At 63.1% G+C, this 15,414-nt stretch carries 14 protein-coding genes and 1 riboswitch; of the genes, 7 read left to right on the forward strand and 7 right to left on the reverse strand.

Annotated features, from left to right (window positions below; all coding sequences use genetic code 11):
• Positions 1–11 precede the first annotated feature (11 nt).
• Together AC1L34_RS08705 and AC1L34_RS08710 are read right to left on the reverse strand one after the other, a co-directional pair.
• On the reverse strand, positions 12–1,310 hold the full coding sequence (locus AC1L34_RS08705; RefSeq protein WP_424323093.1) for a thymidine phosphorylase: 1,299 nt from the start codon (positions 1,308–1,310) through the stop codon (positions 12–14).
• On the reverse strand, positions 1,307–1,735 hold the full coding sequence (locus tag AC1L34_RS08710; RefSeq protein ID WP_424297259.1) for a cytidine deaminase: 429 nt from the start codon (positions 1,733–1,735) through the stop codon (positions 1,307–1,309). Before AC1L34_RS08710 ends, AC1L34_RS08705 begins: the two co-directional genes overlap by 4 nt.
• Positions 1,736–1,928: 193 nt before the next feature.
• Here AC1L34_RS08710 and sdhC point away from each other — a divergent pair, with 193 nt between their 5' ends.
• From sdhC to AC1L34_RS08735, 5 genes are all read left to right on the forward strand, one after another.
• Positions 1,929–2,336, forward strand: coding sequence for a succinate dehydrogenase, cytochrome b556 subunit (gene sdhC / locus AC1L34_RS08715; protein ID WP_424297261.1), 408 nt, complete (start codon positions 1,929–1,931; stop codon positions 2,334–2,336).
• A 14-nt stretch (positions 2,337–2,350) separates the two neighbouring features.
• A complete protein-coding gene (locus AC1L34_RS08720; RefSeq protein WP_424297263.1) occupies positions 2,351–2,782 on the forward strand; it encodes a succinate dehydrogenase hydrophobic membrane anchor subunit in 432 nt (143 codons plus the stop codon).
• A 16-nt stretch (positions 2,783–2,798) separates the two neighbouring features.
• A complete protein-coding gene (gene sdhA / locus AC1L34_RS08725) occupies positions 2,799–4,553 on the forward strand; it encodes a succinate dehydrogenase flavoprotein subunit (protein ID WP_424297265.1) in 1,755 nt (584 codons plus the stop codon).
• Complete coding sequence (locus tag AC1L34_RS08730) at positions 4,553–5,329, forward strand: succinate dehydrogenase iron-sulfur subunit (RefSeq protein ID WP_424297267.1); 777 nt, start codon at positions 4,553–4,555, stop codon at positions 5,327–5,329. Before sdhA ends, AC1L34_RS08730 begins: the two co-directional genes overlap by 1 nt.
• A gap of 211 nt (positions 5,330–5,540) precedes the next feature.
• On the forward strand, positions 5,541–6,806 hold the full coding sequence (locus AC1L34_RS08735; protein WP_424296797.1) for a D-alanyl-D-alanine carboxypeptidase family protein: 1,266 nt from the start codon (positions 5,541–5,543) through the stop codon (positions 6,804–6,806).
• Between the two features lie 7 nt (positions 6,807–6,813).
• Here the strand turns inward: AC1L34_RS08735 and AC1L34_RS08740 are convergent, their stop codons facing one another.
• Complete coding sequence (locus tag AC1L34_RS08740) at positions 6,814–7,875, reverse strand: YhjD/YihY/BrkB family envelope integrity protein (RefSeq protein ID WP_424296795.1); 1,062 nt, start codon at positions 7,873–7,875, stop codon at positions 6,814–6,816.
• Between the two features lie 57 nt (positions 7,876–7,932).
• On the reverse strand, positions 7,933–8,952 hold the full coding sequence (gene trpS / locus AC1L34_RS08745; RefSeq protein ID WP_424322280.1) for a tryptophan--tRNA ligase: 1,020 nt from the start codon (positions 8,950–8,952) through the stop codon (positions 7,933–7,935).
• 228 nt (positions 8,953–9,180) lie between these two features.
• Between trpS and AC1L34_RS08750 the strand changes: the two genes are divergently transcribed.
• Positions 9,181–9,891, forward strand: coding sequence for a hypothetical protein (locus AC1L34_RS08750; protein WP_424293167.1), 711 nt, complete (start codon positions 9,181–9,183; stop codon positions 9,889–9,891).
• Positions 9,892–9,974: 83 nt separating this feature from the next.
• On the opposite strand, the gene AC1L34_RS08755 is transcribed toward AC1L34_RS08750, so the two are convergent.
• The 3 genes from AC1L34_RS08755 to AC1L34_RS08765 all read right to left on the reverse strand — a co-directional run bounded on the left by AC1L34_RS08755 (position 9,975) and on the right by AC1L34_RS08765 (position 13,625).
• Complete coding sequence (locus AC1L34_RS08755; RefSeq protein ID WP_424293168.1) at positions 9,975–10,832, reverse strand: exodeoxyribonuclease III; 858 nt, start codon at positions 10,830–10,832, stop codon at positions 9,975–9,977.
• A 55-nt stretch (positions 10,833–10,887) separates the two neighbouring features.
• The gene (locus AC1L34_RS08760) at positions 10,888–12,093 is read right to left on the reverse strand and encodes an MFS transporter (protein ID WP_424293173.1); all 1,206 of its coding nucleotides are present in this window, start codon (positions 12,091–12,093) and stop codon (positions 10,888–10,890) included.
• A 110-nt stretch (positions 12,094–12,203) separates the two neighbouring features.
• Positions 12,204–13,625 (reverse strand): cutinase family protein, encoded by a 1,422-nt coding sequence (locus AC1L34_RS08765; protein ID WP_424322281.1) that lies wholly within the window; start codon positions 13,623–13,625, stop codon positions 12,204–12,206.
• A gap of 274 nt (positions 13,626–13,899) precedes the next feature.
• Positions 13,900–14,014: riboswitch (SAM riboswitch) on the forward strand.
• Between the two features lie 60 nt (positions 14,015–14,074).
• Here AC1L34_RS08765 and AC1L34_RS08770 point away from each other — a divergent pair.
• Entirely contained in the window at positions 14,075–15,385 is a 1,311-nt protein-coding gene (locus AC1L34_RS08770; protein ID WP_424293170.1) for a bifunctional o-acetylhomoserine/o-acetylserine sulfhydrylase, read from the forward strand.
• Positions 15,386–15,414: the final 29 nt, after the last annotated feature.

Here is a 15,414-nt window from a genome sequence, read left to right on the forward strand (position 1 = left end):
CCTTCGCTCGGCTAGCTAACCCGTCCCAGAATCCGGCTTTCCGGGGGAACCGCACTCTCTCCCAGCTCGACGGCACCGTCGAGCGCCGCGGTGGCACCGGAAATTCGTGCCTCGTCGTCGGTATGCAAGGTGAACAAGGGTTGCCCGGCGCTCACCCGATCGCCACGATCGGCATGCCACGTGACGCCCGCGGTCGACGACACCGCCTCCCCCGGACGGGTCCGGCCAGCGCCGAGGAGCCAGGCGGCCTGCCCCACCGCGAGCGCGTCCATCCCCGTCACTGTGCCGTCCGCCGTTGCGAGAACTTCGTGTGTATGGCGCGGGCGCGGCAATGGCGCATCGGGGTCGCCGCCCTGCGCGGCGATCATCGCGCGCCAGGAATCCATGGCCGCCCCCGACCGCAGGTGTTCGCTCGGGTCCACATCGGGGAGGCCGGCAGCGGTGAGCATTTCGCGCGCCAACGCCAAGGTCAGTTCCCGGACGTCGGCGGGTCCACCACCGGCGAGGATCTCAAGTGACTCCCGGACCTCCACCGCATTGCCCGCGCTGCGGCCCAGCGGCGTCGACATATCCGTCAAGAGCGCCGTGGTGACCACACCTGCGTCGGTCCCGAGATCAACCATGGTCTCGGCGAGTTCGCGAGCGTCGTCGACGGTCTTCATGAAGGCACCGGAACCAACCTTTACGTCCAGAACCAGTGATGCCGTACCCTCGGCGATCTTCTTGCTCATGATGCTGCTGGCGATCAACGGGATCGACGCCACAGTTCCGGTCACATCCCGCAGGGCGTAGAGCTTGCGGTCGGCCGGAGCGAGGTCTGCGGTGGCAGCACACACCACAGCACCCACCTCTTCGAGTTGGCGGCGCATTTGTTCGGCCGTCAGGTCGGCGCGCCACCCCGGAATCGACTCCAGTTTGTCCAGGGTCCCGCCCGTGTGTCCCAGTCCTCGACCGGAAAGTTGCGGCACCGCCACGCCGTACGACGCCACCAGCGGTGTCAGCGGCAAGGTAATTTTGTCCCCGACGCCACCTGTTGAGTGTTTGTCGGCGGTCGCTAGCTTGTGGCCGCCGCGTCGCAGGTCGGTGAAATCCATCCGAATACCGGAGTCGATCATCGCGGCGGTCCACTCAGCGATCTCCGCGCGCGTCATGCCGCGCAGCACGATCGCCATCAGGAGCGCCGACATTTGTTCCGGGGCGACGCTCCCGGCGGTGTACCCGGCCACCATCTGACGTATCTGGTGCGGACGCAGTACCGCGCCGTCCTTCTTAGCGAGGATTACCCCGACCGGATCAAATGCCTCGGTCATCGACGCACATCCAAGTGGTCGGGGCCGAAGGCATCGGGCAGGAGTTCGCCAAGCGGGCGCGGCCCGGAAGCCGAGTCGACGAGTAAGCCCGCACCCCCGAACTCCAGGAGCACTTGCCTGCACCGACCACAAGGGGTGATCACGGCCCCCGCGCTGTCGCAGACGGAAACCGCGGCGAGGTCCGGTGCGCTGTGCGCGCGCGGCGCTTGCAATGTTCCGAGCGAAATGCCCGAACACACCATTGCGACCTCTGCGCAGACGCCTAAACCGTATGAGACATTCTCCACATTGGTACCGGCCACAATATCGCCGCTCCGTGTGATTCCCGCCGCACCGACCGCAAACCCGGAGTATGGTGCATATGCCCTGCTCATTACGGCTTTTGCGGCGTCTCGCAGAGCTTCAAAGTCGATTCCGTCACTCATTTCAACCACCATTTCCACAAAAACCCCTAGGTTAGGCACACCTAATTTAATAAGTGGAGTTTAGTCACATTGTTCGGTCAAATTACGACAGCACTCAGCTTAGGTTTAAAGTCAGATGCATTGGGTCTTGCGGCGACCTTTAGTCTGCTTGCGGTCCCACCCCAGTCGACGACAATGGAGGCGTAAGTTCGCGATGAGCACCCCCACTGAGGTTGCACCGGCACCGGTGCGTAAGCGCTCTCTCTACAGAGGTGACCCGGGCATGTGGTCGTGGGTGCTGCATCGCATCACCGGCGTGTCCATCTTCTTCTTCCTCTTCGTGCACGTTCTCGATACCGCGGTCATCCGCGTCAACGAGAACACGTACACGGAGATCATCGAGACGTACAAGACCCCGCTGATCGGTCTCATGGAGATCGGCCTCGTCTTCTGCGTGCTCTACCACGCGCTCAACGGCCTGCGCGTCATCCTCATCGACTTCTGGTCGAAGGGTGCCAAGTACCAGCGCCAGATGCTGTGGTCCATCCTCACCGTCTTCGCAATCGTGTTCATCGCTGCGGCAGTTCGTATGCTGCAGCTCCTGTTCACGCACGCACTTTAGGGAGCTGAGAATCAATGTCTGAAGTCAAAACCCTCGGCACCGCCTACGACCGTCCCGCCAGCTTGGACGCGCCGAACGCACCTCGCCCGCGTAACCGCGGCAACTTTGAGAAGAACGCATGGATGTTCATGCGCTTCTCGGGCCTCGCCCTCATCGTCCTCACCTTCGGGCACATGTTCATCATGCTCATGTGGGACAGCGGCGTTCACCGCATCGACGCTTCGTTCGTCGCAGACCGCTGGAAGTCGCCTTTCTGGCAGATCTGGGACCTGACCATGCTCTGGCTCGCCCAGCTGCACGGCGGTAACGGCGTCCGCACCATCATCAGCGACTACTCCCGCAAGGATTCGACGCGCTTCTGGTTGAACACCCTGCTCGCCCTGTCGATGATCCTGATCCTCGTGCTGGGTACCTACGCGATCCTCACCTTCGGCAGCGCAAGCTAAGGAGAATTAGAAACCAATGCAGGAACACCGCTATGACGTGGTCATCGTCGGCGCCGGCGGCGCCGGCATGCGCGCTGCCATTGAAGCTGCGCCGCGGGCCCGTACCGCAGTCCTGACCAAGCTTTACCCGACTCGCTCTCACACCGGCGCGGCTCAGGGTGGCATGTGTGCCGCTCTCGCCAACGTCGAAGAGGACAACTGGGAATGGCACACCTACGACACGGTTAAGGGTGGCGACTACATCGTCGACCAGGACGCCGCCGAGCTGATGGCCAAAGAAGCCATCGACGCGGTGCTCGATCTGGAGAAGATGGGTCTGCCGTTCAACCGCACGCCGGAAGGCAAGATCGACCAGCGTCGATTCGGCGGTCACACCCGTGACCACGGCAAGGCTCCGGTTCGTCGCGCCTGCTACGCAGCCGACCGCACCGGCCACATGATTCTGCAGACGCTGTACCAAAACTGCGTCAAGCACAACGTCGAGTTCTACAACGAGTTCTACGCCCTCGACATCAACATGACGACCGACGAGAACGGCGAGCCCGTTGCCAACGGCGTCGTTGCTTACGAGCTGGCTACCGGCGAGATTCACGTCTTCCACGCGAAGTCGATCATCTTCGCCACCGGCGGCAGCGGCCGCATGTACAAGGTGACCTCCAACGCGCACACCCTTACCGGTGACGGCATGGGCATCATCTTCCGCAAGGGTCTCCCGCTGGAAGACATGGAGTTCCACCAGTTCCACCCGACGGGCCTCGCAGGCCTGGGCATCCTCATTACCGAGGGTGTTCGAGGTGAGGGCGGCATCCTCCGTAACGCGGATGGCGAACGCTTCATGGAGCGTTACGCGCCGACCATTAAGGACCTCGCACCGCGCGACATCGTCGCCCGCTCGATGGTCTTGGAGGTCCTCGAAGGCCGCGGTGCCGGACCGAACAAGGACTACGTGCACCTGGATGTTCGACACATCCCGGAAGAGACCCTGATGGCCAAGTTGCCGGACATCATGGAATTCTCGCGCACCTACTTGGGTGTGGACCCGGTGACCGAACTGGTGCCCGTCTACCCCACCTGCCACTACGTGATGGGCGGAATCCCGACCAACATCAACGGCCAGGTGCTCGCCAACAACGACCAGGTTGTCCACGGCCTGTTCGCGGCCGGCGAATGTGCCTGCGTCTCGGTGCACGGTGCCAACCGTCTGGGCACCAACTCGCTCCTCGACATCAACGTCTTCGGCCGCCGTGCGGGTATCGCCGCCGCCGAGTACGCCAACGCAAGCGAGTTTGTTGAGCTCGAAGAGAACCCCGATGCGATGGTTCAGGCCTGGGTTGCTCAGATGCTGAGCGATCACGGCCATGAGAACGTCATGACCATCCGTACCGAACTGCAGCAGACCATGAACGACAACGCTGCAGTGTTCCGTACCGAGGAGACCCTCAGCAAGGCACTCGTCGACGTCCGCGCTCTCAAGGAGCGCTACGACCACGTCACCGTGTCGGACAAGGGTAAGCGCTTCAACTCCGACCTCCTCGAGGCCATCGAGTTGGGCTTCCTGTTGGAGCTGGCTGAGGTGACCGTCGTCGGTGCCCTCAACCGCAAGGAGACCCGCGGCGGCCACGCCCGCGAGGACTACCCGGACCGCGACGACAAGAACTACCTGGTCCACACCATGGCCTACAAGAAGGGCAAGGGTCTGATCTCGGATATCGAGCTCGACACCAAGCCCGTCGTTCTGACTCGTTACGAGCCGAAGGAGCGGAAGTACTAATGACTGCCACCATCGAAACCAACGCCAACGGTGCTCCCCCGGTTCCGCCGGAAGCCACGATGGTTACGTTGAAGATCTACCGCTTCAACCCGGAAGATCCGGACGCACAGGGCTTCGAAAGCTTCCGTGTGCCCGCGCTCCCGTCGGACCGCCTATTGAGCTTGCTCCTTTACACCAAGGGCTACCTCGACGGCTCGCTGACGTTCCGCCGCAGCTGTGCACATGGCGTGTGTGGTTCGGACGCGATGCGCATCAACGGCGTCAACCGACTCGCGTGCAAGCTCCTGATGAAGGACCTGCTGCCGAAGGATTCATCGAAAGAGATCACCATCACCATCGAGCCCATCAAGGGTCTCCCGGTGGAGAAGGACCTCATCGTCGACATGGAGCCCTTCTTCGATTCGTACCGTGCGATCAAGCCGTTCTTGATCACCGGTGCCAACCACGAGCCGTCTCGCGAGAACCTGCAGTCGCAGGAAGACCGCGCGCGTTTCGACGACACCACCAAGTGCATCCTGTGTGCGTGCTGCACCACGAGTTGCCCGGTGTTCTGGAATGAGGGTTCGTACTTCGGTCCGGCCGCGATTGTGAATGCTCACCGCTTCATTTTCGACAGCCGTGACGAAGCCGCTTCCGAGCGGATGGACATCCTCAACGACGTTGACGGCGTGTGGCGCTGCCGCACCACCTTCAACTGCACCGACGCATGCCCCCGCGGCATCCAGGTGACGCAGGCGATTCAGGAAGTCAAGCGCGCCCTGATGTTCGCTCGCTAGGAGTAGACCTCCACCGCAGTACCATTCTGCAGCCCCGAAGCGGCCCCCGGATTCTTCCGGGGGCCGCTTCGCTTCCCGTTCTCGCATGATGCGTCGATTCCCGCACTACGTCTGACATAGTGCGGGAATCGACGCATCATGCGAGAACGGGTCGGCGGGGGAATGCGGGATGTGCGACGACGCGGTCGGCACGGGTATGGTGACGGTCGTCATGAGGACGATTTTCATTAAGCGCGCCGCCGCGGTCATCGCCGCCTGCTGCCTAGTCACCACGCTTTCAGCCCCGCAGGCAATTGCCGACCCCGGTATCTCAACCACGGGTGTACCGCTCCCCACTCCGGTTACCGATCATTGCCCCAACAAGTCGGTGCCCACCCCCGCAGTTGATGAGTCCGAGGTTGTTGCCGCAGGCGAGACGACGCCCACTCCCCTCGCTGTACCCAACCCGCCTCTCGGTGGCAACCAACTCGGTGCGTGCGGCATCGTCGCCGATCCGGCCGTCGGCCCCCTGCCGGAGCGTCTCACCTCATCCGGTTGGCTGATTGCCGACCTCGACACCGGCAACGTTGTCGCCGCGAAGGATCCGCACGGTCGCTATCGACCGGCGTCGACCATCAAAGTGCTTCTCGCATTGGTCGTCCTTGACGAACTAAATCTTGATACGCCCGTGGAAGCGACCGTCAACGACTGGTCCATGGAAGGCGACTCCTGCGGTATGGGCCCGGGTGGCAAGTACACCGTCCGGGACCTGCTGACTGGACTGTTGGTGGTCTCGGGCAACGACTGCGCCAATGCCCTCGCCCGCGAGCTTGGCGGTCTCGACGAGACACTCGCCAAGATGAACGCCACGGCCGCCAAGTTGGGTGCTCGCGACACGCGAGCGGCCAGCCCGTCGGGCCTGGACTCGGCCGGGATGTCGACGTCGCCTTTCGATCTCGCGCTCTTCTTCCGCGAGGCGATGGGCAATGAGACGTTCCGCGACATCATGGCGCTCAAGACCTACACTTTCCCCGGCTATCCCAAGCGGGTCGACGTTCCCGGCGACGTCGACCATCCGGCGTGGACCATGGGCACGTCGAACCCGCTGCTCCGCGATGATTGGCCCGGCATGCTCGGGGGCAAAACCGGCTACACCGACGACGCCCTCAAGACCTTCGTCGGTGCGGCGCAGCGCAATGGTCGCAATGTTCTAATCGTGCAGATGTATGGGCTCAACGAGGCCGATAATTCATACAGTGAGCAGGCTGCCCGCATGTTTGAGTACGGGTTCGCGGCGCCGTCGAACGCCACCGTGGGAAGTCTTGCCGTCCCGGGGTCCAGGCAGGCTTCCCCCTACGACGACGACCGCGATTTCGCGATCAGCAACGACGTCGCGACCGCGTGGAGCACCTGGTTGGTCGTCGGGCTGGCGGTCTTCGCAGCTCTCTGCCTGATCGGAGCGCTGGTACTGGCGACAATTCGTCGCAGGCAACGCTAGTTGGTCGCTACCGTTTGCCTCGTTTAAGCCAGCCGACGGCGCTGGCGACGACGGCACCGACGCCAGCCGCGGCCAGGAGGCGGCGGGCCTGATTCTCCGGCTCAACTTCGTAGACGGGTGCCAAGACGACCTGCCTCGCCTCCCCCGGTTTCGGCGGAGGGACCTCGTCGACGAACAGGTACTTCTCGTTGGCGGGATCCGCGGCGCTCCAGGCGGCCGCGTACAAGATGACCCGTGCCGCCAGATACGAGAACACCATGATGCCGATGATCGGGCCGAAAGCAGCGCCAGCGGGGCTGCCGAGGATCGACTGCAGGTAGATCCCCGCGACCGATTTCAGTACCTCAAAAACCAGCGCCGTGGCGAGTGCCGACCAGAGAATGGCCCGGGCTGGGACGTCGTTGCGCGGTAGCCAAGCGAGAATCACGATAAACAGCAGCCACATTCCCAGCACGCTGATCACGATCGACGCCACGCGGAGAAGTAGCGCGGTGAGGTCGTTCGAGGTGATTCCCAGCCAGTCCAGAATCTTAGGCCCCAACCCGCCCGCCGAAATGATGGTGATGCCCGTCGTGACGATAAACAAGATTCCAAGGATGAAGAAGATCATCAGGTCATAAAGCTTGCCGAGGATCGGGTTGTGTTTGACGCGGCCGCCCCACATTTCAGTGATCCCATTGCGGAGCAGGCTCATCCACCCGATACCGGTCAGCACTGCGGTTCCAAGACCGATCAGACCAACGGCTTGACGCGAGTCGATCGCCGAGTCGATGACCGACTTCAGTTGGTCGCCAAACTCTCCCGGCAGGTTCTCGACGATCAGGTTGGTGAGGTCATCGAGCAAGGTGGGATACCAAACGAGAGCGAAACCGGCGATCGCGAACGAGACCATAAGGATCGGCACCAGTGACAGGATGCCGATGAAACTGATCGCCGCCGCGTACGAGTTGCCGCGCTGATGGTTGTACCGCTCAACGGTGCCCATGATGTGCCCGAGGAATCCCCATCGGCCGACGAGCGCATCGAACCAATCTTTAACTCGGGCGATCAAGGCCTTGATGCGGTCCATGCTGTCCCCCTTCCTCCGTCAGCGTCCCGATGGCAGTTTCTCCCCGCGCCGCTTCGCCTACGACTTCGGGAGCAGGAAGCCGACCTTGTCGTACACGTCGGCGACGGTAGCCGCGGCGATCTCTCGCGCTCGGGCGGCACCGCCCGCCAGGATCCCATCCAAATAGGCTGCGTCGTCGAGGATTTCGTCGACTCGCCCGCGGAGCGGTGTCACGAATTCGGTCAGGATGTCGGCGGTTTCGACCTTTAGGTCACCGTAACCCTTACCCTCATACGATTCGACGATCTCGGCCATCCCGCGGCCGGTGAGGGCGGCCTGGATGGTCAGCAGGTTAGATACGCCCGCCTTGTTCTCGCGGTCGAAGGCGATGACGCGGTCGTTGTCGGTGACGGCCGACCGAATCTTTTTAGCTGATCTCTTCGGTTCGTCGAGGAGGTTGATCAGCCCGGAATCGGAGTCGGCCGACTTACTCATCTTCGCGGTCGGGTTCTGCAGATCGTAGATCTTGGCGAACTCTTCGACGATGTACGCCTTGGGCACGGTCAGTGCCTTGCCGTAGCGCTTGTTGAACCGCTGAGCGAGGTCGCGAGTCAGTTCCAGATGCTGGCGCTGATCCTCACCAACCGGCACCTGGTCCACTTGGAACGCCAGAATGTCGGCGGCCATCAGGATCGGGTAGGTGAACAGTCCGACGCCTGCCGCGTCCGTTCCGCCCTTTGCCGACTTATCTTTGAACTGGGTCATGCGACTGGCTTCACCGAAGCCGGTAATGCAGTTCAATACCCATGTGAGCTGGGCGATCTCCGGGACGTGCGACTGCACGTAAATGGTTGCGCGCTCGGGGTCCACACCGACGGCCAGCAACTGCGCCACACTGCGACGCGTCCGCTCACGCAACACCTTGGGATCCTGCTGCACCGTGATCGCGTGCATATCGGGGATGAAATAGAAGGCGTCGAACTCATCTTGAAGCTGAACCCACTGTCGGACCGCGCCGAGGTAGTTCCCGAGGTGGAAGGAGTCACTGGTCGGCTGAATTCCGGACAGGACGCGGCGGCGCGGTTCAGGCGTGGTCATGTTTGCAATTGTTTCAGATCGCTATGTCTGCGCTTCGCGATGGTCGTGCGACGGTGCCCAGAACAATTTTTGTGACATGGAGGCGTCTCAAATAGTAAGGGCAGGTTGCTGGGTGTTAGCTTCGCGTGCGGTGCGTCCGAAGGCGGACTGCGCCGCCGATCGGGATCGACCAATCCCCGACCGCGTTTTTCCGACCGAATTCTCGTCGATAGCTGAGGTGCTCCCGAAATGTCCCGATCTGCCGTCCGCCGACCAGTCGCCCGCGCTGTCGCAGTGGTTGCGACCACCGCCTTGCTCGGCGGAGGCCTCGCGTTCGTCGCTCCCCAGACTGCCGGCACCGCGACCGCAGCCGGTTGTGATTCTGCAAACAGAGCCACCAAGGACGCCGGTCTCGGCATTACCCACAACTATTCGAAGTCAGTAGCCATGACGGCCGGCGCCGGTGCCAAGGTCACCTACAAGATCGACGTCGGCACGTCTAACGGCGGCAACCCGTACGTCAACACGATTGTCGACACACCGCCGGCTGGCTTCGGGAAACCGACTGCCAAGGTGCGTGCCTATCATTTCCTCGAGGGGCTGAAGGAGGAAGTCGTCGCCGTTGAGGCCGCAGGTAAAGGCTGGAAGGTTGGCAGTGGCGGCTGGTCGGTTACCTCCGGCAACCCGGTTACCGCGTCGTTCACCTACGACCTTCCGCTCGCCAGTGTCCCCGGCGTCCCCGTTACCAGCGGCGGCATCGAGGTCGTTGGGACGGTCGGCGTCAGCAACAAGTTGCCGGACCTCACCGCCTGCTACCTCACGCGCATCATGACCCCGGGCGAGGCAATTGGCAGTGTCGGCGACGACCTCTCCAGTTCCGGCTCGACGCAAGACATCATTAGCGACGTAGTCGAAGGCATCGTCAGCGGCGCCCTCGCTGGTGCCGGAAGCAGCCGGTAGCAAATCTCAGCCCAAAACGACCGCCCGCCCTCGTGATCGAGAGCGGGCGGTCGTTTGGCCTTCGGGTCAGCGGAACTGGGCGGTCAGCGGAACTGGGCGGTCACCGGGGCGTGGTCCGACCACCGGAGGTTGTAGGCGTCGGCACGATCGACCCACGTCTTCTCTGCGCGAGCGGCCAGGGCCGGGGTCGCAAGGTGGTAGTCGATACGCCAGCCCGCGTCGTTGTCGAAAGCCTTGCCTCGCCACGACCACCAGGCGTACGGGCCATCGACGTCGCCGTGATGAGCGCGAGCGAGGTCGACCCATCCGGCTTCCAAGAGGCCAGCGACCCATTCGCGTTCGTGCGGAAGGAAGCCCGCGTTTTTGCGGTTGCCCTTCCAGTTCTTGATGTCCCGCTCGTCGGGCGCGATATTCCAGTCGCCAGCGACAACGGCCTGGCCACCAGCACCGAGGAGTTTATCGAGGTACAGGCCGAATGCTTCCAGGAAGCGGATCTTTTCGTCGTACTTCTCGCGGTCTTTCTCCGCGGTCGCTGCGGGGTCGGTGGCGAGCGCAGCTCCGGTCGGCAGGTACAGGCTTGCTGCCGTTACCGTCTCACCCTCAACATCGAAGTCGGCTTCGATGTACCTACCGGCAGCGTCGAATTCATCGCTACCGAAGCCGATCCGGACCGCGGTCGGCTCCTGCCGCGACAGGATTCCGACACCGGCGCGCCCTTTCGCTTCAGACTCTGTGTGTGCGAGGTGCCATCCGGCGTCGAGTGCAGGCTGAAGGGCTTTACGCGCCAAGGCGTCGGTGGCCCGGACTTCCTGCATCAGCACGATGTCGGGTGCCATTGACTCCAGCCACGGGAGCATGCCGAGGTTTTCCTCGGAGCGGTGCTTCACCGCCGCCCGAATGCCATTGACGTTGACGGTCGCGATAGAGAAAGGAGTAGTCACGAGGCATCACTGTATCCGTTTCGTGGATCGGCAACGACTGCCACGATGACCGTCATCAGCTGATCGCCACCGGGGTTTCGGGGTCGACGGGCGTGCACCCGCTGCGCCGCGCCGATATCACCGCCGCGCCCAGGACCACCAAACCGCAAATGGCGAGCAGCGCCCCCACCAACGACGGTGCGCGGTAGCCAAAGCCCTGCGCAATCACGGTGCCACCGACCCATGCGCCGATCGCGTTGGCGACGTTGAGGGCGGAATGGTTGAGCGCTGCGGCGATAGTTTGCGCGTCGCGCGCCACATCCATTAGGCGCGTCTGCAACCCGGGGATCGCCGTCGAACCGGACATCCCAACGAAGAACGTCACGACCACCGCTGGCCATCCCGTGGAAACGAGAAGGACAAACAGAACCAGCGCAACCGCAGTGCCGATCATGGAGATGGCGATGGCGCGATCGCCGAGTCGGTCGGCTAGGCGGCCACCAACATAATTGCCCGCGACCATTCCCGCGCCGAACAGCATGAGTGCGATCGGGACGGCGCCTTCCGACAGTCCGCCCAATGAGGTGAGCGCGGTGTTCAGATACGTGTAGAAGGCGAAGAAGCCGCCGAATCCGATGGTGCCGACCGCGAGCGTCAACCAGATTTGCTTACTCCGCAGGCCCCGCAGTTCGGTACGCGGATCGGTGCTGCGCATGCCGCTGAGGTCGGGCACAACACGCCACAGGGCAACCACGGTGACGACGCCGATGATGACGACCAGCACAATTGCCGACCGCCACCCCAACGACTGTCCCAGCCATGTGGCGGCCGGGACGCCGAGGACGTTGGCCACCGATAGGCCCATCATCACCTGACCGACCGCTTGGGCCCGTCGTCCCGGACCCGCGAGGTGGGCTGCGACGAGGGACGCCACACCGAAGTAGGCTCCGTGCGGAAGGCCAGCGATGAAGCGCGCAGCCATCATCATCGGAAAGTTCTGCGCCACCAGACTCAAGGCATTTCCTGCGGTGAAGGCCACCATGAGGCCGATCAACAGCGTCCGGCGCGATAGTCGTGCGGCAAGGACGGCGATTACCGGTGCCCCCACGACGACCCCGAGTGCGTAGGCGGAAATCAGGTGCCCGGCGGTCGGTTCCGTGATGCCAAGGTCGGTTGCAATATTGGGCAGCAACCCCATCGCCACGAACTCGGTGGTCCCGATCCCGAAGCCGCCGAGGGCGAGGGCACCGATAATCCAGCCGATGCTGGGTGCCGGGCGGATGCCTCGGGGTGCGGTTTTCGCGTCGACAGTCACCCGGGGTTCAACAGTCTCGCCCAACAGAAGGATTCCGCGTCGGCCGGTGATCTCGACCACCGACCGACGCGTCGCTCCTACTTCGCGAGCGCCGCTGACGCGATCGCCGGTTGCTTGGCAGGTGCCGGTTGCATTGCGGGTGCCGGGGTCGGCACGGCGGCCTGCCCGATCGCATTCACGACGTCCGGAATCACGCCCGAAACCTTCGGCACCAAGTTCGCGGGGTCGAGCAGCGCAGCTGGGTTGGTCATCGACACGGTGTTCTCAACGCGAGCCAACTCGATTGACGGAATCAGCGAAGTGCCCGGCCGGTTGTCGGGGTCCATCCCCAAGCCGATGGTTGCGCCGAGGGTCAGGTTGTTGGATCCGCCGAACTGCTGGGTGGCATCTACCTGCACCATGCCCGCGACGGTCACACTGACGCCGACGGACACTGGGGTCTCATTCAACGCTGCTGGGTCCAACGGCGCGGGAGCACCGTTCGGCATGAACCCGAGCTCGCCGCGGTCGGCATAAATCTCGGAGACGACCGGCACCAGCGGTGCAATGTCGACCTGCCCGCGCACCCGCGGCCGCATCGCTGCATCCTGCACCACACCGCGCGCCGCGTTGATCGCCACGTCCTGCGCCACCATGACCACCGACGGTTCCTGGTGGACGAGGCAATCCTGGGTGGCTCCCGCTTGCTGCTGGCAGGTCATCGCACCCCAACGGCTGTCGCTGCCGGGGTCGGCGTGCATGCGGGCCGGGTAATAGCCGTGCTTGACGAAATAGCCGAGGAACCCATCGAGTGCGCCGATCGGATCGACGAAGGGACTGGAAACATCGCACACTCCGTCGCCTTCGTTGCAAACCTGTTTCACCGGCAGATGCCCAAATCCGCCAGCTCGCGGCCCCGACATCGTCATTCCCGGGATCAGCCCGGTCAAAGAATTTTCTACACCCCGAGTGCCGCTGCGGCCGTCGCGTCGCGGGTCGGAGTACAACTCGCCGGATACGCCGCGGCTAAGAATTTTCTGCGACCGACCATTACCGACATCGGACAGGACGTCGCCAGCAATGCGCGCGCCCTGTGAATATCCGGCGATCACCACCGGGTGTCCAGGGCACTGGCGCTGGTATTGCGCGACTGCACGCTCCGTCGCCGCCTTTCCGATTGCCACATCGGTGTCGTACGGAATCATTCCGAGCGGCCACAGCGAGGTCGGGTAGTCCACATAGGTCACTTTGTAGCCATCCGACGCGTAGCGATCGCCAACGCCCGTGACGCCACCGGTCGGCACCCCATGCGAATTTCGGGGTGCATTGGTTCCGGCAACCACCACGGCACCGCCGGCACCGCAGGAAGCAGCCGCAGCGGGCGCGGCCGCCAAGGTGCTACCGGCTATCGCTGTGCTACCGGCTATCGCTGCGGTGGCAAGGGGAACCGCGAAGGCGAGAAGGGACTGTCGGACTTTGTTAGCCGCGGGGAAGGCCAGCGTCAGGGAGGTTGTGGTCACCGATAGATCATGCAGTTAGAAAGTCGCTGGCTAACAGCCAGAACGTGGATTTGACTCAACATTTCACCAAGGCGAAACCCAACAGGGTTTTCATTAACTTTTCCGGCCACCGTTTTAACGCTGCGTTCATCCGAAGCCCATGCTTCGCAGCCCTGACAACACGGGCGTGAAAGCACTTTTCGCATAGCACCGAGCGGCGCTGAAAGCCAGGATTTAACCGACGACGACTCATCCGTTTCAATCGCCCGATCCGCTTGCGATATCCTCAGCATCAGGTCATGAGTGTCAGCACACAGCCCCGGCTAGCTGACCGGCAACCCTCCAACCGCGGTGGGGTGCTCCGGGTGATGACCTGGCTGCGACACCAGTCGCCGCAGCAAGCGCGGGTCCGATGGTCGGACCCAACAACCGGGCCTGAAGGCTACCGACCGAAGAAAGTGATGACGTCCATGTCTGACGCCGCTAATTGGAGTTTTGAAACCACCCAGGTGCATGCCGGGCAGGTTGTTGACGCGACCGCCAAGGCTCGTGCGCTCCCGATCTACCAGACCACCTCGTTCGTCTTCGACGACACTGACCACGCCGCGAACCTGTTCGCGCTGGCCGAGCCGGGCAACATCTACACCCGCATCATGAATCCGACGCAAGACACCGTCGAGCAGCGCCTCGCAGCCCTCGGCGGCGGCGTCGCAGCGCTCCTCGTGGCGTCCGGCATGGCCGCAACCACCTACGCGATTCAGAACATCGTGGAGAATGGCGGCCACGTCGTTTCGAGCCCGCGCGTGTACGGCGGAACGTTCAACCTGTTCCACTACACGCTGCCGAAGTTCGGCATCGACGTCACCTTCGTCGACGATCCCGACGATCTCGAATCATGGCGCGCCGCGATCCAGCCCAACACGCGCGCCGTCTTCGCCGAGACCATCTCGAACCCGCACAACCAGATCCTCGACATCGCTGGCTTGGCCAAGGTTGCGCACGACGCCAGCCTCCCGCTGATCGTCGACAACACGGTGGCAACCCCTTACCTGCTCAACCCGATTGCCCACGGTGCCGACATCGTCGTTCATTCGGCAACCAAGTACATCGGTGGCCACGGCACCGCTATCGGCGGCGTCATCATCGACGGCGGCACCTTCGATTGGCGCGTCCAGCGCGACGGCCAAGACCTGTTCCCCGGCTTCACCACTCCCGACCCCAGTTACAACGGCGTCGTCTTCGCCGACCTCGGCGCCCCGGCATATGCATTGAAGGCACGCACGCAATTGCTGCGTGACACCGGTGCAGCGATCTCGCCGTTCAATGCCTTCCTGTTGGCGCAGGGCATCGAAACCCTGAGTCTGCGCGTGGAGCGCCACGTGGCGAATGCGCAGAAGGTCGCCGAGTTCCTGGAAGCACACCCGCAGGTCACCTCGGTCTCCTACGCCGGACTGAAGTCGTCGCCGTACTACGACCTCGCACAGGAATTGCTCCCCAAGGGCGCTGGCGCGATCATCGGCTTTGAGATCGAAGGCGGCATCGAAGCTGGCAAGGCGTTCGTGAACGGTCTGTCCCTGCACAGCCATGTGGCCAATATCGGCGACGTGCGCTCCCTCGTGATTCACCCGGCTTCGACCACGCACAGCCAGCTGTCGGAAGACGAGCTGCTCAGTGCGGGCGTCACCCCGGGCCTGGTGCGTCTCGCGGTCGGCATCGAAGGCATCGACGATATTCTGGCCGACCTCGAAACCGGTTTCACTGCTGCTGCAGGCGTCAAGTAGACGGCAACGCAGAGGAAATTGATACGCCC

This window comes from Gordonia sp. 34D, from assembly GCF_056682775.1.

Coding starts and splice junctions, on each gene's coding strand:
- AC1L34_RS08705 (WP_424323093.1), bottom strand. CDS start 1,310: ATGACCGAGGCATTTGATCCGGTCGGGGTAATCCTCGCTAAGAAGGAC.
- trpS (WP_424322280.1), bottom strand. CDS start 8,952: ATGACCACGCCTGAACCGCGCCGCCGCGTCCTGTCCGGAATTCAGCCG.
- AC1L34_RS08735 (WP_424296797.1), top strand. CDS start 5,541: ATGAGGACGATTTTCATTAAGCGCGCCGCCGCGGTCATCGCCGCCTGC.
- AC1L34_RS08730 (WP_424297267.1), top strand. CDS start 4,553: ATGACTGCCACCATCGAAACCAACGCCAACGGTGCTCCCCCGGTTCCG.
- AC1L34_RS08710 (WP_424297259.1), bottom strand. CDS start 1,735: ATGAGTGACGGAATCGACTTTGAAGCTCTGCGAGACGCCGCAAAAGCC.
- AC1L34_RS08770 (WP_424293170.1), top strand. CDS start 14,075: ATGTCTGACGCCGCTAATTGGAGTTTTGAAACCACCCAGGTGCATGCC.
- sdhA (WP_424297265.1), top strand. CDS start 2,799: ATGCAGGAACACCGCTATGACGTGGTCATCGTCGGCGCCGGCGGCGCC.
- AC1L34_RS08750 (WP_424293167.1), top strand. CDS start 9,181: ATGTCCCGATCTGCCGTCCGCCGACCAGTCGCCCGCGCTGTCGCAGTG.
- AC1L34_RS08740 (WP_424296795.1), bottom strand. CDS start 7,875: ATGGACCGCATCAAGGCCTTGATCGCCCGAGTTAAAGATTGGTTCGAT.
- sdhC (WP_424297261.1), top strand. CDS start 1,929: ATGAGCACCCCCACTGAGGTTGCACCGGCACCGGTGCGTAAGCGCTCT.
- AC1L34_RS08720 (WP_424297263.1), top strand. CDS start 2,351: ATGTCTGAAGTCAAAACCCTCGGCACCGCCTACGACCGTCCCGCCAGC.